The sequence below is a fragment of the Novosphingobium sp. B 225 genome (assembly GCF_002198665.1).
In the GTDB taxonomy this organism is placed as follows: domain Bacteria; phylum Pseudomonadota; class Alphaproteobacteria; order Sphingomonadales; family Sphingomonadaceae; genus Novosphingobium.
The window spans coordinates 1-19,472 of record NZ_MWLM01000059.1 but is presented as its reverse complement, the minus strand read 5'-3'; the positions used below and the strand labels follow the sequence as shown (position 1 = coordinate 19,472).

The 19,472-nt window shown below is 63.8% G+C and carries 12 protein-coding genes and 1 tRNA gene; 7 read left to right on the top strand and 6 right to left on the bottom strand.

Going from position 1 to position 19,472, the window contains the following annotated elements:
• Position 1: 1 nt before the first annotated feature.
• Complete coding sequence (secD, locus tag MNBBLIKP_RS10710; RefSeq protein WP_088310249.1) at positions 2 to 1,603, bottom strand: protein translocase subunit SecD; 1,602 nt, start codon at positions 1,601 to 1,603, stop codon at positions 2 to 4.
• Between the two features lie 32 nt (positions 1,604 to 1,635).
• Positions 1,636 to 1,971, bottom strand: coding sequence for a preprotein translocase subunit YajC (gene yajC, locus MNBBLIKP_RS10705; protein ID WP_088310248.1), 336 nt, complete (start codon positions 1,969 to 1,971; stop codon positions 1,636 to 1,638).
• 250 nt (positions 1,972 to 2,221) lie between these two features.
• Here yajC and MNBBLIKP_RS10700 point away from each other — a divergent pair.
• The 3 genes from MNBBLIKP_RS10700 (at position 2,222) to MNBBLIKP_RS10690 (ending at position 4,517) form a co-directional block, all read left to right on the top strand.
• Positions 2,222 to 2,298, top strand: a tRNA-Pro gene (locus tag MNBBLIKP_RS10700).
• Between the two features lie 325 nt (positions 2,299 to 2,623).
• Positions 2,624 to 3,979 carry an NADP-specific glutamate dehydrogenase gene (gene gdhA / locus MNBBLIKP_RS10695; RefSeq protein ID WP_088310247.1) on the top strand — a complete coding sequence of 452 codons (1,356 nt, stop codon included), beginning with the start codon at positions 2,624 to 2,626 and terminating at the stop codon, positions 3,977 to 3,979.
• Positions 3,980 to 3,986: 7 nt separating this feature from the next.
• Complete coding sequence (locus tag MNBBLIKP_RS10690) at positions 3,987 to 4,517, top strand: Pycsar system effector family protein (protein WP_088310246.1); 531 nt, start codon at positions 3,987 to 3,989, stop codon at positions 4,515 to 4,517.
• 12 nt (positions 4,518 to 4,529) lie between these two features.
• Here MNBBLIKP_RS10690 and MNBBLIKP_RS10685 read toward each other — a convergent pair whose 3' ends face one another.
• Complete coding sequence (locus MNBBLIKP_RS10685; RefSeq protein ID WP_088310245.1) at positions 4,530 to 5,438, bottom strand: tetratricopeptide repeat protein; 909 nt, start codon at positions 5,436 to 5,438, stop codon at positions 4,530 to 4,532.
• A 133-nt stretch (positions 5,439 to 5,571) separates the two neighbouring features.
• Here MNBBLIKP_RS10685 and MNBBLIKP_RS10680 point away from each other — a divergent pair, with 133 nt between their 5' ends.
• Genes MNBBLIKP_RS10680 through MNBBLIKP_RS10665 form a run of 4 tightly spaced genes read left to right on the top strand, consistent with a single transcriptional unit; the run spans position 5,572 to position 11,487 of the window.
• Positions 5,572 to 8,016 carry a cyclic nucleotide-binding domain-containing protein gene (locus MNBBLIKP_RS10680; RefSeq protein ID WP_254913004.1) on the top strand — a complete coding sequence of 815 codons (2,445 nt, stop codon included), beginning with the start codon at positions 5,572 to 5,574 and terminating at the stop codon, positions 8,014 to 8,016.
• Positions 8,013 to 8,858 carry a type II secretion system protein gene (locus MNBBLIKP_RS10675; protein ID WP_088310244.1) on the top strand — a complete coding sequence of 282 codons (846 nt, stop codon included), beginning with the start codon at positions 8,013 to 8,015 and terminating at the stop codon, positions 8,856 to 8,858. The genes MNBBLIKP_RS10680 and MNBBLIKP_RS10675 overlap by 4 nt, the downstream gene beginning before the upstream one ends.
• Before the next feature lie 6 nt (positions 8,859 to 8,864).
• On the top strand, positions 8,865 to 10,589 hold the full coding sequence (locus MNBBLIKP_RS10670) for a cytochrome c3 family protein (RefSeq protein WP_088310243.1): 1,725 nt from the start codon (positions 8,865 to 8,867) through the stop codon (positions 10,587 to 10,589).
• A 40-nt stretch (positions 10,590 to 10,629) separates the two neighbouring features.
• A complete protein-coding gene (locus MNBBLIKP_RS10665; protein WP_088310242.1) occupies positions 10,630 to 11,487 on the top strand; it encodes a metallophosphoesterase in 858 nt (285 codons plus the stop codon).
• Between the two features lie 232 nt (positions 11,488 to 11,719).
• Here MNBBLIKP_RS10665 and MNBBLIKP_RS10660 read toward each other — a convergent pair whose 3' ends face one another.
• The 3 genes from MNBBLIKP_RS10660 to MNBBLIKP_RS10650 form a co-directional block, all read right to left on the bottom strand.
• The gene (locus tag MNBBLIKP_RS10660) at positions 11,720 to 15,691 is read right to left on the bottom strand and encodes an LVIVD repeat-containing protein (RefSeq protein WP_176399740.1); all 3,972 of its coding nucleotides are present in this window, start codon (positions 15,689 to 15,691) and stop codon (positions 11,720 to 11,722) included.
• Positions 15,691 to 17,559, bottom strand: coding sequence for a hypothetical protein (locus MNBBLIKP_RS10655; RefSeq protein WP_088310240.1), 1,869 nt, complete (start codon positions 17,557 to 17,559; stop codon positions 15,691 to 15,693). Before MNBBLIKP_RS10655 ends, MNBBLIKP_RS10660 begins: the two co-directional genes overlap by 1 nt.
• A partial coding sequence (locus MNBBLIKP_RS10650; RefSeq protein ID WP_254913003.1) for a heme-binding protein occupies positions 17,559 to 19,472 on the bottom strand: 1,914 nt, incomplete at its 5' end. The genes MNBBLIKP_RS10655 and MNBBLIKP_RS10650, both read right to left, overlap by 1 nt.

Below are 19,472 nucleotides of genomic sequence, written 5' to 3'. Positions count from 1 at the left end.
CTTACAGCGCCAGATCGGTCGGGCGCGCCTTGCGCAGCCAATTGGCGACCCACATCCGGGTCAGCGTGACGGCGGTGAAAACCGAAGTGGCGATGCCGATGGCCAGCACCACCGCAAAGCCCTTCACCGGGCCGGACCCGAAGAAGAACATCAGCGCAGCGGCGATGACATTGGTGATATTGGCATCAAAGATCGCGCGGCTGGCTTCCTTGTAGCCCATTTCCACGGCCTGGACCACGCGGCGACCCCGCGCGCGTTCTTCGCGAATGCGTTCGTTGATCAGCACGTTGGCGTCCACCGCGGCACCGATCGTCAGCACGAAGCCGGCGATCCCCGGCAAGGTCAGCGTGGTGTTGACCATGGCCATGATCCCCAGGATCATCAGCGTGTTCAGGATCAGCGCAGCGTTGGTGTAGATCCCGAAATGCCCATAGGTCATCAGCATGAAGACCATCAGCGCCAGCGTGCCGACACCCAGCGCGATCATCCCCTTGCGGATCGAATCAGCCCCCAGATCGGGTCCGACAGAGCGTTCTTCCACCACTTTCAGGTCCACCGGCAGCGCACCCGATCGCAGCGCAATCGCCAGTTGATTGGCGCTTTCAGTGTTGAAGCTGCCAGAAATCCGCGCCGTACCGCCCAAGATCGGTTCCTCGATTACCGGTGCCGACAGGACTTTGCCATCCAGGATGATCGCAAAGGGCTTGCCGACGTTTTCGGTGGTGAGCCGGGCGAACTTGGCCCCGCCCTGCTGATCGAACGTGATGTTGACCACTGCGGCGTTGGTGCGGTCATCGTTGCTGGCCTGAGCGTTGGTCAGCGAATCGCCCTTGATTCCGCCGAGCCGCTTTACCGCGATCGGCGCAGTGCCCTTGGTCGCATCGGCATAGGGAACCAGTTCGTCACCCGGCGGCACGATGCCCTGGGCCAGTTCACTTGGCAGGGCGGCCTGATCAACCAGCTTGAATTCAAGCTTGGCGGTCTGCCCCAGCAGGTTCTTGAGCGCGGTCGGATCCTTCAGCCCGGGCACCTGCACCACGATCCGGTCCGCGCCCTGGCGGATGATCGTCGGTTCGCGTGTGCCGAGTGCGTCGATGCGCTTGCGCACCACTTCGGTCGCAGTGTCCATTGCCTGGTTGATCGCCTGGCGCACCCCGGCTTCGGTCGGGGTCATGACCACGCGGTTGCCATCCAGCACCTGCAGGTCCCAGTCGCGCTGGCCGGTAAGCTGGGCACCGCTGGTCAGCGTCTGCAACTGTTCACGCGCAGCATCGACCTGCGCCGGATCGGCAACCATGAAAGTCACCGAGCCGTCCTTGGTCGATATATCACCGATCCGGATCTGCGGTTCGGCCTGCCGCAGGCGGTTGCGGACGTCTTCTTCCATGGTTTCAAGGCGCTGGCGGCGAACCTGGTCGGCATTCGCTTCGAGCAGGATGTGACTGCCCCCTGCCAGGTCGAGCCCCAGATTGACCTTGGGGTCAGGCAGCGCGGCTGGCCAGGCCAGTCCGGCGACCGAAAAGATCGACGGCAGCGCGGCAAGCGCGCAGGCCAGCGTGACGAACCACAGCCAGGCCTGTTTCCAGCGGGGAAAATCGAGCATCTGTTATTGTCCCAATTGCAAGGGAGGCCGGATCAATCGTTCGCGGGGGCAACGCCGCCCGGAGGGATCACATCGGCGATGGTCGATTTCAGCGCCCGGACCCGCACATTGGGGCCCAGTTCCAGTTCGGCGTAATGATCGTCAACCTTGATCACCTTGGCCAGGAACCCGCCGCCAGTCAGCACCTGGTCACCCTTCTTGATGCCGCCGATCTTGGCCTGAAGTTCCTTCTGCCGCTTCATCTGCGGACGCAGGATCAGGAACCAGAAGACGAAGACCATTGCCACAAGCGGCAGGAACTGCATCCAGGCCGGAGGTGCTTCGGCACCGGCGGCAGCGGCAAGGGTAAGAAGAACGGGGCTGTTCATGGCCTGACTGTGCTCTTTCGTTGCAGTAACCCGGGCGACCCGGGCAGAATTGCGCGCGACTAGCAGCTTGGCTGCGCTTGCGCAACGCAGAGCCCCCATCGCATCGGGGGCTAAGTGGGCACTCGTCGCGCACGATCAACCCCTGATCCACAGTTCTGCCGCTATTCCGCCTCGGCGCTTGCAATGGCAGCGCGTGCTGCCTATAGGCGCGCTTCCCCGCCCAAGCGCTCCGGCGCTGGGCAGAACCGGTCGGGACGTAGCGCAGCCTGGTAGCGCATCACACTGGGGGTGTGGGGGTCGGAGGTTCGAATCCTCTCGTCCCGACCATTTTCTTTTTGTTTCAATAAACTGCCCCCCCTAATCGCCGTTTCAGGTGTGATCCTGCGCTGGTGGCGCAGATTTTCATGCCCCACCTGCAATAGTCCGATCAAACGGGTCGCGATGGCCTTCGTGGATTCCGGCCCATCGGGTAACCGGCTGCCCATTCACCTGGCGGGAACAACGCAGACCACGCAATTGGCACCAATCAAAAGCCACTGGGAACCAGAATACTTTCGAGTAGCCAAGCGCCTTGGAACATAATACCGTCAGCCAATAATAAGAACGATTTGCAGCGGTCGCGTTCAACCACGCTTGCAAGGGGAGGCGGGCCATGGCCGTATCTGATCACGTCGATTTCAATACCTTCATGGAAGGGGTGAAGCGCCGCAACGCCTATCAGCCCGAATTCGTTCAGGCCGTGCAGGAAGTGGCTGAGGACATCTTCGACTTCATCCAGGACAAGGAAGAATACCACGCCCAGCAGATCCTGCGCCGCATCGCGGAGCCGGACCGGGTGGTCAGTTTCCGTGTCTGCTGGGAGGATGACAAGGGCAACATCCGCGTCCAGCGCGGTTGGCGGGTGCAGAACAACAATGCGATCGGCCCTTACAAGGGCGGGATCCGGTTCCACCCCAGCGTCACCGAAAGCGTGCTGAAATTCCTGGCCTTTGAACAGACCTTCAAGAACGCGCTGACCGGGCTGCCGATGGGCGGCGGAAAGGGCGGATCGAACTTCAACCCCAAGGGTAAGTCGGTGCGCGAGATCATGCGCTTTTGCCAGAGCTTCATGACCGAACTCTACCGCCACATCGGCGCGGACATCGATGTTCCCGCCGGGGACATCGGCGTGGGCGGGCGCGAGATCGGCTACATGTTCGGGCAGTACAAGCGGATCACCAACGAATTCACCGGGGTTTTGACCGGCAAGGGGCTGGAATGGGGAGGATCGCTGATCCGCACCGAAGCGACCGGTTACGGCGCGGTCTATTTTCTTGAAAATATGCTGGCGACGCGCGGCGATGGGGTTGCGGGCAAGACCGCAGTCATTTCCGGATCGGGCAATGTCGCCACCCATGCCGCAGAAAAGATTGTCCAGTTGGGCGGCAAAGTGCTGACCCTGTCGGATTCGGGCGGATTCATCCACGATCCCGATGGTATCACCCAGGACAAGATTGACTGGGTCAAGACTCACAAGACCCACCGCCGCGGCCGGATCGAGGACTATTGCGCCGAATTCAAAGGCGCGACCTTCCATGCCGGGCAGACCCCGTGGGGAGTCAAATGCGAACTCGCCCTGCCCTGCGCCACGCAGAACGAGCTGCTGGGCGATGATGCGCGGACACTGGTCGCCAACGGCTGCATCGCCGTGTCCGAAGGCGCGAACATGCCGACCGATCTGGAAGGCGTCCACGTGTTCAAGGCCGCAAAGCTGCTCTACGCTCCGGGCAAAGCCAGCAACGCGGGCGGCGTCGCGGTTTCGGGTCTGGAAATGAGCCAGAATTCCGCGCGGCGATCGTGGAAGGAAGACGAACTCCAGCAGATGCTGAAGGACATCATGTCGGGCATTCACGCCCGCTGCCTCGAATACGGGCAGCAAGGCGGCGGATACTGCGACTATGTTCGCGGCGCGAACATCGGCGGCTTCAAGAAAGTGGCTGATGCGATGCTGGCCTTCGGCGTGGTCTAACGCGCCGATGGGGGAAAACGCCGCCAGCAGCGAGCCGCAAGCCTATACCCGCGATGCGATCTATCTGGTCCGCACCGTCACCCAGGTGAACCTGCAGCTCAGCCAGATGGCGGACCAGAAGGCCTCGATCCTGATGGGCGCGGCCTTTGTGGTCTTCACCATCACGGTCGGGCAGGCAAGCAAAGGAACTTTGCCGCTGTCGCTGCTGGTGCTGGCGTTGTCAGCTTTTTGCGCGGTGTTCTGCTCGGTCGCGGCGATCATGCCCACTGTCAAACCGCCGCCGTTGATTCCGGGGCAGGAAAACCGGCTGTTCTTCGGCGTTTTCACCCAGTGGAGCGAGGAGGAGTTTGCCGAACGCATCCTCTCCGCCCTGCACCGCGACGAAGACGTTTTCCGGGTCATGATCCGCGACATCTACCAGAACGGGCAAGTGCTCCAACGCAAGAAGTACCGCTATCTGGGCCTGGCCTATCGCATCTTCCTGGGCGGACTGGCGCTGACCCTGCTGATCTTCCTGTGGGAACATCGACCGGTTTAGGACACCGGGGGCCTATTCCACTCCCAGAATGGCCGCTTGCTGGCGCAGCATGTCGGCCCGGGTCGGGTTGGCCGCAATTGCATCGCGCAAGGCCTGAGCGGCCTTGTCCGGCTGGTTCAACACCATGCGGCTGCGGATCAGCATGATCCAGCCATCGACATTACCGGGATTGGCCTTGAGCTTGGCATCAAGGCTGGCGACCATCTGATCGGCCATGCCGCGCTGCTGGCTGGGGGGAATGCTGGTGGCCTGGGCCAAGGCCTGCTTGTCCGGCCCTGGAATGCCGGCTGTGGCAACAGCCGCCTTGGGCGCGTTCGCGGCGATCCGGGCCGTGACGGGAATGCGGTTGATCTTGCCGACCTGTTCGATCGTCCGGGTCAGGTCCGCCAGCCAGGGCGCGCCCGGCGGGGTGTCCTTCAGCAACGCGAGCCAATCCGAGATCGCGCCCTGGTGATCGCCATCAAGGTCCTTCTTCACCGCCAGGAAATACCGCGCACGCGGGTTGGCGGCATCAAGTGTCGCCGCCTTCTGGAAGGCAGCCAGCGCATCGGCAGGCATCGGATCACGCTCGCTGGCCATCACGCGTGCTTCGCCCAGCGCAGACCAGCCTTGCGCGTCCTGTGGCTTCAGCGCGGTCAGCCGGGCATAGGCATCAACCGCGCCGGCATATTGCCCCGCATCAAACCGGGCACCGCCCAGTGCCTGCCAGGCGGATGGATCTTGCGGCTTGGCCTCCACGGCGGCCTCCAGCGAATCGATCCCGGCGGACGGCACGCTCATGCCTGCTGATCCGGGTGCGGCCAGGGTCGCTGCGGGACGTTGGTGCAACACGGCCCAACCGATCGCGCCCAGCGCGATCAATGCCGATCCAAGCGCGATCAGCCGCCCGGTTCCCAAACGCGATCTCTGTGCTTGAGTCATTCCGCCCTTTCGGTCCATAAGCTGTAACAAAGACAATATCCTGACGGTCGCAGGTTTGGATCGCCGGTGTCAAGCAGGGGCCACCCACTCAGGGCAATGGCATCTGCAGGGCGCAGCGTGTGGGGGAAATGCTGTGGCGGATCGTCTGCCCATTGCCATTATCGGATCGGGACCCGCTGGCCTCAGCGCGGCCGCCCGTGCCGCTGCGCTCGGCCTGCCGCACGTGTTGCTGGAAAAGACCGACCACCTGTCGGATACGATCTTCAAGTACCAGAAGGGCAAGCACGTCATGGCGACGCCCAGCAACCTGGTGCTGCGCTCTGACCTGGACTTTGGTGCGGGCAAGCGCGAGGCAATTCTGGGCGTATGGGACGAGCAGGCCGCCGCCGGCAAGATCAACGTACGCTACAAGGCCGATGTCACCGCGATCGAGGGCGAAAAGGGCAATTTCACCCTGAAGCTCAAAGGCGGAGATGAACTGCGCGCCGATGTCGTGATTCTGGCGATCGGCACCCAGGGCAACCCCAACCTGATGCGCTGCGCCGGCGCCGATCAGCCACACGTCCAGTATCAGCTCGACGATCCGGGCGAATATGTTGACGAACACATTGTCGTAGTCGGCACCGGGGATGCGGGGATCGAAAACGCCTTGGGGCTGGCGGCAGACGCGGCCCAGGGGAACCAGGTAACTGTGCTCAACCGCGGCACCGATTTCGCCCGCGCCAAAAGCGCCAACGTCAAGCTGCTCAATGAAGCGGCGGCGGCGGGCCGGATCACGATCCGCACCGAAACCACCCCGGCCGAAGTGCGCGCGAGCGAGCTGGTGCTCGATACCCGTGACGGGCAGCAGACGATCCGCTGTGACCGGATCATCGCCCGCATGGGCTCCAACCCGCCTCGCGCCTTTATCGAGGCTTGCGGGGTGCAGTTCACCAGCCCCGAGCGCGAGGCGTTCCCGGTGCTGTCGCCGGTGTTCGAAACCACCAAGCCCGGGATCCACGTGATCGGCGCGCTGGCGGGCTATCCGCTGATCAAGCACTGCATGAACCAGGGCTATGACGTGGTTGAATTCCTTAACGGAAACACCGCGCTCAAGCCCGCTGACGAACCGATCCTGGAGGCCAAGTTCAAGCCCCTGCCCGGCAATCGCGATGTCGAAGGCTGGCTGACCCTGCTCGGCCAGAACGTCGAGATTTTCCGCGAACTGTCGGCGTTGCAGCTGCGCGAACTGATGCTGGACAGCGAAGTCCGCGCCTTTGCCCCGGGCGAAGTGATCTTCGAACGGAACGACCAGGGTTCGTCACTGTTCTCGATTGCGCAAGGTTCGGTGCTGGTCGAACTGGATCGCGACGATCCGAGCAAGGTCGTACCGATTCCGCAGGGATCGATCTTTGGCGAAGTCGGGCTGATTTCCGGGCGGCGGCGCGGGGCGACGATCCGCGCGGGTGAGCCGACTGTAGCCGTGGAAATGTCGCGCGGAGCCGCGCTGAAACTGATCGCCACTGCCCCTGCGGCGGGCCGCGCGGTCACGCGAATTTCGATCGAGCGGCAATTGCTGCAGGTGTTCGGATCGGGGCTGACCAAGGACGATGTCGCCGAACTGGTCGCCGGGGCCGAAGTCCAGAACAAGCGCGCGGGCGAAGTGGTGCTGGCCGAAGGGGATGAAGGCCAGGACGTCTTTATCATCCGGCGCGGATCGATGATCGTGGAGAAAGCGATCGGCGGCAAGCAGGTGTTCCTGAACTACCTGCCCGCCGGGGCCTATTTCGGCGAAATGGCTGTGATTGACCACGCCCCGCGCGTTGCCACAGTCAAGGCCGCGATCAAGAGCGAGGTGATCCGCCTGCCGGGCGAAGCCTTTGCCGCACTGCTGGAACGCAAGCCCGCACTGCGCGAACGCGCCCGCCAGGACACCGAGGCACGGCGCAAGATCAACCAGTTCATCGAAGGCGAGAAGGCCAATTTTTCGGGCGCGGTCGATATGTATTCGGCCACCGCGCAGTTCCTGGTCGACTATGGCCTGGGCGAAGCCACCGACGCGCTGCTGATCGATGAAACGCTGTGCGTGGGCTGCGACAATTGCGAAAAGGCCTGCGCCGACAGCCACGAAGGCCTGTCGCGCCTCAACCGCGAGGCCGGGCGGACTTATGCCCACCTCCACGTGCCGACCAGCTGCCGCCACTGCGAGCATCCGCACTGCATGGCCGATTGCCCGCCCAACGCAATCCGGCGCGGGGCGGACGGCGAAGTGTTCATCGATGACAGCTGCATCGGCTGCGGCAACTGCCAGCGCAACTGCCCCTATGGGGTGATCCGGATGGACAGCGTGCCGCCGCAAAAGCCCGGCCTGCTCAGTTGGCTGTTCTTCGGCAGTGGCCCCGGCCCGGGGGAACCATCCAAGAAATGGCGCAAGCAGAACGCTGCAGGCGCTGACGAGGCCAAGAAGGCAATCAAGTGCGACATGTGTTCAGGGATCGAAGGCGGCCCGGCCTGTGTGCGCGCCTGCCCGACCGGCGCGGCGATCCGCGTTTCGCCCGAAGCCTTCCTGTCCGCCACCCGCGCGGGAGGTGAGGGATGAGCGGCGAGCTGACCCCGCGCCGCAGCGCCGAACATGACGGCTTTTTGCGCCATGCCCATTTCCGCTGGTTGAAGCGCGCCGGGGCGCTGTGCCTGGTCGCGCTGCTGGGTTATCTGATTGCCGACGTTGGCCCGCGCCCGAACGGCGGCACCTGGTATGGCTATACTCTGGGCACGATCGGACTGGTCCTGATCGTCTGGCTGGCGCTGCTGGGCATTCGCAAGCGGGCGATGACGGCGGGGAACTGGTCGCTGAAAGCCTGGACTTCGGCCCACGTTTACCTGGGCCTGTCGCTGCTGGTGATCGGCACGCTGCATGCCGCGTTCCAGTTCGGCTGGAACGTCCACACGCTGGCCTATGTGCTGATGGTGCTGGTGATCCTGTCCGGGATCTGGGGAGTGGTCGCCTATGCCACCCTGCCCGCTGCGCTCAGCCAGAACCGCGAGGAATTTACCCAGGGCCAGATGATGGAAGCGATCCGCGCGCTGGACCGGCAGCTGCTCGATGCTGCGCAGCCCTTGCCGCCCGCCGAGGCCGGGTTGGTCCGGGCGGTGCTGGCCGAGGACCCGTTCGGCCACGGCGCATGGGCGCGGCTTTCGGGCCGCTATCCGCGCTGCACCACCCAGCACGCGATCACCGAACTGGGCGATGACCACGCCGATCCCGAAGCCGCCCGCGTGGCCGCGCTGCTCTTGAAGCGCAAGACCCAGCTCGCCCGGATGCGCCGCCATCTGCGGCTGAAGGCGCTGCTGGAAGTGTGGCTCTATGTCCACGTCCCCCTCACTTTCGCCCTGCTCGCAGCGCTTACCGCGCATGTGATCAGCGTGTTCTATTACTGGTAGGCGCGCATGATCTTTCGCATCCGCACAATTGAACAGACCGCCGCCGGCCGCGAAATCGTGCGCGATCGGGATGTGGTGGCGGACAGCATCCGTGTCGGGCGCGACAGCGCCTGCGAGATCGACCTGGCCGATCTGGGGGTCGATCCCGCCCATGCCCGGATCGCCGATGTCGGCGGCGGGCGGGTCAGCATCGCCGCACTGGGCACGCTGGGCTTCGCTCTCGACGGGCGCAGCACCACCAGCGCCACGATCGATCCGGCAACTGGTGCAGAACTGAAATTCGGATCAACCCGCATCGCCCTGACCCGCGATGGCGACGCGCTGCTGCTGACGATCCACCCGCAAGATGCCGATCCGGGGGCTGCGCTGTTCGATGAAAAGCGCAGCTTCACCCTGGCCGGGATATTGCCGGGGCGGCGAGCCTTGGCCTGGATCCTGGCGCTGGCTGTGCTGGCGAGTTTTCTGCTGGTGCCGATCTACAACAACCTGACCCGCGAACCCGGCCCCAAGGCCACGGTCATGGGAGATGGCAGCTGGACACCGGGGCCGCTGAGCAAGGCGCACCACGGCCTGGAGGGGCAATGCACCGCATGCCATGTCAAACCGTTCGAATCGGTCCGCGATGACAGCTGCAAGAGCTGCCACAAGGACAGCCACGATCATGCCCAGGCAGTGCGGCTGGCCGGCGCGCGTGGCGATCTGCCACTTGGGCGAACGTTCCTGTGGAAAGTGGCGGGGATGTTCGGCAAGCCCGGCCCCGGCGCCTGCGTCGATTGCCACCGCGAACACGAAGGGGCCGGGCCGATGCAGCCCGCCCAGCAGCAGTTCTGTTCGGATTGCCATTCCAGCCTGAGTAAGCGGCTGCACGATACCAAGCTGGGTGACGCGGGCGATTTCGGCACCCTGCATCCGCAGTTCAAGGCGCTGATCGTCACCGATTCCAACCGCAAGGAACTGACCCCGATCTCGCTGGACGCCAACCCACAAGAGAACAACGGGCTGGTCTTTTCGCACCGCGTCCACCTCGATCCGCGCGGCGGTGTGGCGAAGATGGCGATGACCTTGGGTTCCTATGGCAAGGCAGGTCTCGATTGCCAGAATTGCCACCGCAAGGATGAGCAAGGCGTGCGGTTCCGCGCAATCAACATGGAGCGCGATTGCCAATCCTGCCACAGCCTGGTTTACGACAAGTTCGGCGGCACGTTCCGCACGCTTCATCATGGCGATGTGAACCAGACCGTGGCCGACCTGCGCACCGCCACACCGCGCGCGCCCATGGTGGTACCGATGTTGCCGGGCCGCAGCTTGCCGGGCAATCTGGGGGGCGGGTTCCAGGCCCCGGCCAATCCGCGCCCGCCGCTCAGCCTCGATCCGGTCCAGCGTGCTTTCGGGCGCGGCGGGGTTTGCAGCGAATGCCACCTCCCTGCCGTCACCGGCTTCGGCGGGGTCAAGCCGGTCCGGCTGACTCAGCGCTATTTTGCCAAGGGCTGGTTCGATCACCGCAGCCACCGCCAGACCAAATGCAGCGATTGCCATGCCGCCGGTGCCAGTCGCAGTTCCAGTGACGTGCTGATGCCGGAGCTGAAACAGTGCCGCACATGCCATCTGGGCGAGGCGGCGCACAAAGCCAAAGTTCCATCGAGCTGCGCAATGTGCCATTCCTATCACGATGCCGCCCTGCCCCGCCGGACCGAACGGCAGGACCGCAAGACCGACGACGACAAGACTTGACCCCGCACCGCCGATCAGAGCGGCAGTTGGAGCAGACGATGTGCTGATCGCCCAAGCGACAGACATTCATATCGGGTTTGACCGGGGAAACCCGGACGAGGCCAATCGCGTGCGCCTGCGCGCGGTGCTGGACCGGTTGAACCGCGGCCCCAACCGCCCGGACCTGCTGCTGCTGACCGGTGATCTGACCGAATTTGGTGACGATGAAAGCTTCGCCTGGCTGGCAGAACAGACCCGCGCCTGTCCGTTTCCGGTCAATGCGATGGTGGGCAATCACGATGTCGAACACGCGCTGGGGCGCGAGACCTTGCTGCGCGCTTTCCCGGGTACTCCCAGCGCAGATGGCTTCGTTCAGGGCACGCGCGATCTCGGCGGGCTCCGGCTGGTTATCCTCGACACTGCCGAGCCGGGCCGTCACGGCGGGGCATTCTGCGAGGCGCGCGCCGCGTGGCTCTCCGACCAACTGAGTAGCGCTCCCGATCGCCCGACGGTGATCGTGATGCACCACCCGCCGGTCATCAGCGGGATCGACTGGATGGACCCGCCTGCCGATGCCCAATGGATCCAGCGGTTCGGTGCATCGATCCGGGGCCACGGGCAAGTGATCGGAATCCTGGCCGGTCATGTCCACCGCACCATCGCGGCGAGCTTTCAGGGCGTGCCAGTAACGATCTGCCCCTCGGTCGCCCCCCGCACCGCGCTGAACTTCTCACCCGTCGATCCCGAGCACGCGGATCAGCGCGAGCTGATTACCGACGAATTGCCCGCCTATGCCCTGCACCGCTGGCACAATGGCGGGCTGGTCAGCCACTTCGAAAGCGTCGGCAGCCTGACCCCCCTGGCCCACTATGACGCGCGGCTGCAACCGATGATCCGGGGGATCATGGGGGAGCGTTGAAACGGGGGCGGCATGCCCCCGCATCACGCGGAAAAGTGACGAAGGTCACAAAGGTCACAAAGGTCACAAAGGTCACGCGAAAACGCTGTTTGATGAACGTGTGACCTTTGTGACCTTCGTCAAGAAACCTCGCATTACTGCGTCATGAAACACACCAATCATCCCAGATCGCAGCGATGTAGGAAAGTTGTTTCGCTGACCTTGAACTGAATGGTTCCCAACCGGGCTTGGCTCAATTGGCCGCCTCCCCCTCGGGCCGCTTCATCGGCACCCAGAAGCGCATGTCCGCCTCGTCATCGACCTTGAAGGGCACACCTTTGCGGTTGAGGAACAGCTGTTCCATCTCCGTCCGGTTGAATGGACGTGATCCAAGCCGGCCAAACACCGCGATCTGTCCGCCGGTTTCATCCACCGCCCGGTCGCGATCGAGTGCCTTCGACATGGCCAGCGCCGGGCTGGGGGTGCGCACCCAGGCGATCAGCTGCGGCTTGGGCGCGGGCGAGAAGCCGTAGAAATTGGGCTGCGTGTCAGGTGCGGTCAGTTGCAACACCTTCATCCCATTGCGGCCATCGGCGACATAGGCAAAGGCCGAAGCATTGGTCGAAGCAACGATAACGTCCTCGGCATCGTCAAGCTGCCCATCCAGCGTGACTTTCATATAGACCGTGGGCGATCTGGGCTTGGTCACGTTGAGGATCACCAGCCCGTCCCCCTTGGCCGCGACATAGGCATAGGTCCGCGCGATGTAGAGCTTGCGCGCATTGGCTAGCGGCACGGTCGCTTCGGGCACGGCGACCGGATCGCGCAGCTTGGTAACGTCGAACAGCTTCACGCCTTCGGCATCAGTCACCCACAGATAGCGGAACTGCACCGCGCTGGCCCGCGCGTCGGTCAGCGGGCGCACTGCCGCAAGCTCCGGCTTCAGCGGATCATGCAGATCGACCACCACCAAGCCCTGGTCCGCCGTGATATAGGCCACTTCACCCGCCAGGGTGACGTGCCGCGCACCGTTCAGCACCCCGTCCGGGTTCCAGGTAACCGCACGGCGCAGCTTGTTGTTGCGGAATTCGCCATCGGCCAGAGTATCGACATTGGTCAGGATCAGCCCTTCGACGCTGTCGGTGATCACCGCATAGCTGTAGATCGGCAAGAAGGCCTGCTCCTGGTTCATGTCGCGCATCGGCTTGGTGTTGCGGGTCGGGGCAATCGCCTGATTGGTCGCAATTGCCATACAGGTCGCGTTCGGCGAGGCGATGTGCAGGTTCTGCCCCAGCTTTGAAAACGGCGCCGAGGTTACCGCGTCCGAGAACCCCTTGTTGGCGACGGAAGCGATGTCATAAACGCGAAAGCCGCCCTTCCCTTCGGCTACGAACATGTATTCGCCGCGCATTTGCAGGCAACCGACCCGTCCGCCGGTGCCCTGCACCACGTTGCGGAATTCCTCCACCGCATCGGTTTCGCCCGACAGGTGCTTGTCGAGCATCTTGCCGCGGGTCCAGTTCTTCAGCTCGCGCTGGTTCTGGTCGACGTGGAGCTTGTAGTAATCAGGATAGGCATATTTGTGCAGGTACGAACCGATCACCGCCTGCGGCTCGTTCCATTCCGTCACCCGCACCGCCTCGATCCCGCCTTCAAGGCCGGTCCATGCATTGAGCCCGGCGAAGTTGACGTAGTTGGTGCCGAGCAGCAGCAATTGCGCCATGATCGCATTGTTGTCTTCCGCCTTTGACAGGTGGCAATCAGTGCAGGTCTTGGTCTCGGTCTTGCGCACCGTATGCGGGAAGTGCGGCGCAAAGGCCTGGCTGGAAAAACCGACCGAACTGATCGGCGGCTGCTGGATATAGATCCGTTCCCGGTTGACGTTGGTCGATGACAGCACCAACGCCGAACTGGAGCGGACCGGTGCAGTCGCATTGCCCTTGGTGGTCATATGCTTGCCCAGCTGGAACATCTCGTCGCGTGCGACCTGCGGGTTGTAGGTCGCGAAATTGCGCGTCTCCTCACCCTCGTAATGGTGCATCGAGCTTTTCCAGTTGGCCTCGATCGGCAAATGGCACCCACCGCAGCTGGTGGTCCAGCTGAGGTGGCAGGTAAAGCAGGCCATCTTTTCATCGTCATGCGCGCGGTCACCTTTGGCCACGCCGGGGCCAAAGCCAAAGGTGCCGGTGTCTGCGCCGGCCTTGCTGACCAGCTTGGCCCGTGCGGCCTTGGCATTGAAATAGGGCCAGGTCGGATCGATCGCGTTCTTGACCAGGCTGACCTGCCATTCCAGCTTGGGATCGATGATCGAGCGCTGGATCAGGACCCGGTGGCCGTTGCCATCATCGCGCCATTCAAACCGTCGCTGCCCATCCGGATTGCGCAGCAGCGCCAGGTTGGTGCCCTTGGGCGGCGCAGCCGGTCCCGAAGTGAGCAGGTTGGGATAGGCATCGGCGGTGCCGTGGCAGTCCTTGCACCCGATCTCCACCGCATTGGCCACCTCGCCATAGATCAGCCCGTTGCCGTGGCTATCCTGGGAAAAGTGGCAATCGGCGCATTGCAGGCCTTTCTCGGCGTGGATGTCCATCATGTGCACGCTCTTGCCGGGATTGGTCCCGACATCGACGAACTTGCCCTCACCCTGCTTGCGAAACTTTTCGGGATCGTCTGGCGAGACAACCTTGCCATCGGCGTCAAGCAGGTTGCCCTCGCGGTCTCGCTTCAGGATCGCGCGGAAGTTCCAGCCATGGCCGTGATAATCGGCAAATTGCGTATCCTTGTTGTCGGCGTTGAGGTCATAGACATTGCGCAGTTCATTGACATCGCCCCAGTTGCCGCGCGGCGCGGCGCCTTCGGGGTTGCGCTCGTTGGTTTCGCGCACTTCGGCTGCGGTGGGGTACTTCTGCTTTTCAGGCCACATCCGCGGGGCATCGGATTCATAGTCCCACATGGTGTAGCCAAGGTAGCTGTTCACGAACACATTGGGCTGGTGCATGTGGCAATTCATGCACTGCGCGGTAGGGATCGCGCGGGTGAAGACGTGTTGCAACGGGTGGCCGAATTCCTTGTCACTGGTCGCCCCGCGCAGCGCGCCGTGGCCATGTTCGGTCTTTTCAGCGATCGTGGGATCAACCGTGATCGACTGCCCGTCGCGTCCATACTGCGCATAAGTCAGACTGTGGCGCGGTTCGCGATCGTTGGCATAGACCACGTGGCAGCCGGTGCAACCTGAACTGCGATAGTCACCCGGCTGGTCATTGGTGCCCATGAACCACATGAACGGATCGTTGAGCCGGGTCTTGTGGATGTTCAGCACCGGAATCGCCACGCGCAGGCCGGTGCCGGGGCCGCGGTTCGATTGCTTGAGGTCGGGCCGGCCCGGCTCCTCCAGCTTCTGGATCTGGCCGCTGGGATTGGGCAGGCCAACTTCGGCAAACTGGGTGCCGATATTGCGCCCGCCGCGTTCGAACACGCGGAACACGTCGCCCGGCGGGACGGCTGACCAGTGCGGCAGCGGATAGAGCGCGGCCAGCGCGCCGCGCTTGGCCTGGCGATCGGTCACCTTGCCCGGCGGGTTGCCGGGGGAAAGGATCTTCGCGGGTTTACCGTCCCGGGTATAGGCCTCGCCAAAGATGTAGCTTTTAAACGGGACGATCCCGTTGTTGTAACCCGCCCCGCCCCACAGCATCGCCCCGGTGGCCATCAGCGAGCGTTCGGCGGCCTCGATCTGCGGCATGTGGCAAGCCCCGCAGGCATCGCGCGCCACGCGGTAATCGCCGGGATTGACGAAGCGGATGAATTCCGGCGCCTCGCGGTTGAGCAGGGTGAAACTTTGCTTGGGGTTCGCAGAGGATGGAAAGTGCCAGCCTTCGGGATAGCGCGGCAGCACGTGCGCCTTGTCCCGCGCGGCAACGTTTTCAGCATTCTGGTATCCCAGCCCCGGATTGCCGCGCACGGTGGCATCGCCGCCGTGGCAATCGGTGCAGCCCAGCCGAACCGCCGGGGTGGTGTGCATGGTCGCCGCATCGCTGCGGGTGTGGCATGATACGCAGCCCGCGCTCTTGGCCTCGGCTTCGGCTTCGGTCTGCTTGTCCGGCGCGGCGGGGTATTTGGGATAGATCCGCGCAACCGGCTTTTCCCCCTCGCTCGCATCGCCGCGCGTGCCCGGCAGGGCCAGAGCCACCAGCAACAGCGCCACCAGGGCCAGAATTCGGGACATCCGCATCAGAAATTCACCACCGCGTTGGCCAGGACCGAATAAAAGGCTTTATGCCGGCCGTAATCGGCAAACAAATCCTTGAACCCTGCCCCCGGCAGCAGGGCTGCGGCAGAGAGCCGGAAGATCAGGTTCTGCGTCGCCTTGGGCCGCCAGATCGAGCTGGCCGACAGGTCCCAGCCGATCGATTTGGGGATCGACCCTTCGTTTCGCAGCGCCTGGATCATCGCCGTGCTGTCAAACCACAAATGGTTGGCATTCCCGGACACGCGCAGCTCCGGCGTCAGGTCAAAATCCGCTCCCACTCCCGCCAGGACGGTGCCGGGGTTGTTGAAGTTCGACTGACCCTGCTCTTTCGAACTGCGCAGCGAATTCAGAATCCCGTTGCGCCCGTTGACCGAAATCGCCCGTCCGCCGCCGGCAAAGGGGATGGTCTGGCGGATCCAGTAACTGGTATCGGCCCCGGCGAACACGGGGTTCTCGCTGATCGCATCGAACCCGGTCTGCGTGTTGTCATAAGGATGCTTGTCCCCGCTGGCATAGAGCCCGGACAGGCGAAAGCGCATCCAGCTGCGGTCATAGCTCAGTTCTGCCGCTGCGAACCCGGCGCGGATCTTGGCCGGGCGACTGGTCATGAAATTGTTGCTGACATGGCCCAGCGCGGCATAGGTCGACGCGGTCAGGTTGATCCGGCCGATCCGGCCATCAGCGTTGTAGCCCAGATAGACCACATCGTAATTGCGCCCACGCAGGTCCCCCAGCAAGGCCGGACGCACCGGGAACCCGTTGGTATCCACCTCAATCCCGCCGCGTTCGCGGTTGCGATTGTACACCACCGTCACCTGGCTGGTCAGCCCGGGGATCACGAAATCCTGACGATAGAGGTTCGCCAGCAGCACGAAATCCTTGCGCGGGCTGTGGACCACTGAATTGAGCCCGCTGTTGGTGTCCTTTTCCAGCCGCCAGAAGGCCGCAAGGTTGTATTGGAACCGGTTGTTGTCGCGGTTGCCGAACAGGCGCACGCCCAGCTGGTCATCATTGAACAGGAAGCCGCGGAAATCGGCCTGAAACGGCTGGATCCCAACCCGCACCGAATCGAAATCGTACCGATCCGACGTGTTGCGCAGGTGATAGTCGATGAAGGCTTCCTGGACCCCCACGAACTGATCGAACCGGCGACTGGGCTTGCTGGGCAGGACCGACAGCACCCGCTTTTCGGGCACATCGACATAGTTCGTGTTGAAGGCCAGAGTCAGCCGGTATTCGATTTCGGGCGGCTTGAACGTGGTGCTGCCCTTGATCAGCGCCGCACCAGCGATGAAGGTTTGCGAAAGCACCAGGCTGGAATTCTTGCCGAACACATCGACACTGTTGGTTCGCTCAGTGGTCTGCACCCCCACGGGGATCGGAAAACTGCGCGGCTCGATCACCGTATCGCTGGTGAGGTTGAGCGAGAGGAACCAGTCTTCCCCTTTGAGGAACCCCGGGCGATGCCCTTCGCGCAGCGGCCGGTCACCCTTCAGCGTGTTCTGGTGATAGGGATCGAGCGGCGAGTGGCACACTTCGCGCATCGCCCCAAACACGGCGAAGATCGATTGATCGCCGCCCTTGGCCGGGCACAGGCTGGTCATGATCCGCCAGCGGTCCGGCACGGGAATCTGGTCGGTCGGGAACGCTTCTGGCGGGGGAGCGCGAACCGCACCGGGATTGTCCTGACGCACCGCGTCCGGCAGGTCCGTCTGGTAACCGGGACGGCGGCGACCTTCGATCTTGCCAGTTTCGGGATCGGGAACGCTCAGGTCCTCGGGATCAACCGTCGTCGGCGGCGCGGCGGCCTGCGCCAGCAGCAAAGGCAGCAAGAGCGGAGCCAACGCCATTACAGCCCCTGACAGACGTTCTGGTCCGCCGAGCCGAGGAACGGCGCGAAAGGACAGTTGACGTAACGCAGCCGAACCGTGCCGCCCGCGACGCTGAAGGTCAGGTTGTCGGCCCGGATTGCCAGCGGGGCATTGCCAATCCCGCCCAGCGCCTGACTGGCGCGGTGCAGCCCCAGGAACGAGATCATGTCATCCTGATCGATCCCGTCACCCGAAACCCCGATCGCTCCCACCAGCTGGTTGCCGCGATAGATCGGGACTGATCCAGGGAAGATCTGGATGCCGTTCTGCAAGCGGTTCTGGCCCGGCACCGCATCGCGGATCGAAGTGCACCGCTGCGGCGTATCGGTGCCGTTTGCCCCGGTGGCAAAGGCCAGGTGCTGTCCCAGATTGGTCAGTACCAGGGCCGATTGCAGGCCGGTGGAAAACGGGCTGAACTGCGCAATCGGGCGGCTGAACGGCCCGTTGACCGTGCCGACCTGCCCATCGGGGAAATAGGGGCGCGAGAGGTTGCCATTGGCGCGGTCGGAAAAGGCAACCTTGCCGGTCAGCGCCGCCGGGTCAGCCAGAAAGCTGCGCGCATCGGCCACGAAGTGGCGCACGTCGGCGCTGGGATCGGCGAGCAGGTCATCGGCGGCATAGGCACTGGAAAAGAACGCGGCGGTGCGTGCCTTTTGCAGGCTGACGTCGATCCCGAACACCGGCGCATCGGGCGAACGGACCTGCCCCAGCACCTGCCCGCGCGTATCGACCACGGAAATCGTCACTTCGGCACGGCTGTCGAGCGGACGGCGGATCTGGGCACGGGCATTGGCCATCACGGCAAATGCCTGCTCCAATACGGCTTTGACTTCGGTGGCGGCCAAGGGTGCGGAATTTTCAGGCGCATCGGTGCCCGAACGGATCGGATAACGCGGCGTGCCCGATCCGTCGCTGAGGACGAAGGCGTCGCTATAGTTGAACGATCCGCTGGCAACCGGACGGATCCCCGAGGCTTCAGTCCCATAGGTCGTGCCTGCGATGACCCCGCCCGCGCTGTAACCTGTCAACGCAACCGGAGCCCCCAGCGCTGGAGTGGTCGCCGCCCAGGTCGCGCCGCTGACATTGGTCAGCGCGGTGTAGGCGATATCCGAATAGCGCAGAGTGGTGCCGTCGGCGGAAATCTTCTCGGCACGCACTGCCTCGGGCGCTTCAAATCCCACGGTTCCGGCCAGCGCAATCTTCTCGTCCGCGTCATCGTCGATATCGAGCACATTGGGATCGAAGCCATAGCCTCCATCCGCCAGTACCCCCACCCCGCCAACGACCACGCCGTTCTTGTAAAGCGGGAAACCGCCCGGATCGGCGGCGAGCCCGAGCGGTGAGCGCTTCGGCCCGATCAGCGCCGCCGCGCCGACCGCACCGAACCGCTGCGACAGGTCCGAACAGGGCAGCTGGCTGAACTGCACACCATAGAGCGGCCCGCTTTCCAGCCCGGCCGTGCTGGGCGCGGGCGGGAAATGCTGCTGCACGATCATGCTGGCCGTGCGGCTGGAAAAGGCGTTGCCGCTGCTGGACAGATAGGCCCCGGTCACCGCCTTGGCGAGCGCGGCGGCCACTGCGGGAACTTGCAGACCCTGGACATCCAGCGAAGAGCCATTTGGCGAGTCAGGAATTTTGGCGAGCGCAGGCGCGCCAGTCATGCGGAATAGGGTGAGGACATTGCCGACCCGGTCAACCACTGCGATCGTCGCTGGCTTGCCGCTGGCCACGGCTTGTGCGGCTGCCTGAGCGACCACCTTTTGCACATCGGCCACTGACAGCGATTGCGCGGACGGAGCTGCATAAAGCCCGCCAATCGGCCCGCTGCCGCCAGACGATCCGCCGCCACTGGTCGTGCTGCTGGACGAAGAGCCACCCCCGCTAACACCGCC

What these genes read in the sequence shown, in the direction of transcription:
- MNBBLIKP_RS10690 (WP_088310246.1), top strand. Translation starts at nt 3,987, where the DNA reads ATGGGGGAAAACGCCGCCAGCAGCGAGCCGCAAGCCTATACCCGCGAT.
- MNBBLIKP_RS10675 (WP_088310244.1), top strand. Translation starts at nt 8,013, where the DNA reads ATGAGCGGCGAGCTGACCCCGCGCCGCAGCGCCGAACATGACGGCTTT.
- MNBBLIKP_RS10685 (WP_088310245.1), bottom strand. Translation starts at nt 5,438, where the DNA reads ATGACTCAAGCACAGAGATCGCGTTTGGGAACCGGGCGGCTGATCGCG.
- secD (WP_088310249.1), bottom strand. Translation starts at nt 1,603, where the DNA reads ATGCTCGATTTTCCCCGCTGGAAACAGGCCTGGCTGTGGTTCGTCACG.
- MNBBLIKP_RS10660 (WP_176399740.1), bottom strand. Translation starts at nt 15,691, where the DNA reads ATGCGGATGTCCCGAATTCTGGCCCTGGTGGCGCTGTTGCTGGTGGCT.
- gdhA (WP_088310247.1), top strand. Translation starts at nt 2,624, where the DNA reads ATGGCCGTATCTGATCACGTCGATTTCAATACCTTCATGGAAGGGGTG.
- yajC (WP_088310248.1), bottom strand. Translation starts at nt 1,971, where the DNA reads ATGAACAGCCCCGTTCTTCTTACCCTTGCCGCTGCCGCCGGTGCCGAA.
- MNBBLIKP_RS10655 (WP_088310240.1), bottom strand. Translation starts at nt 17,559, where the DNA reads ATGGCGTTGGCTCCGCTCTTGCTGCCTTTGCTGCTGGCGCAGGCCGCC.
- MNBBLIKP_RS10670 (WP_088310243.1), top strand. Translation starts at nt 8,865, where the DNA reads ATGATCTTTCGCATCCGCACAATTGAACAGACCGCCGCCGGCCGCGAA.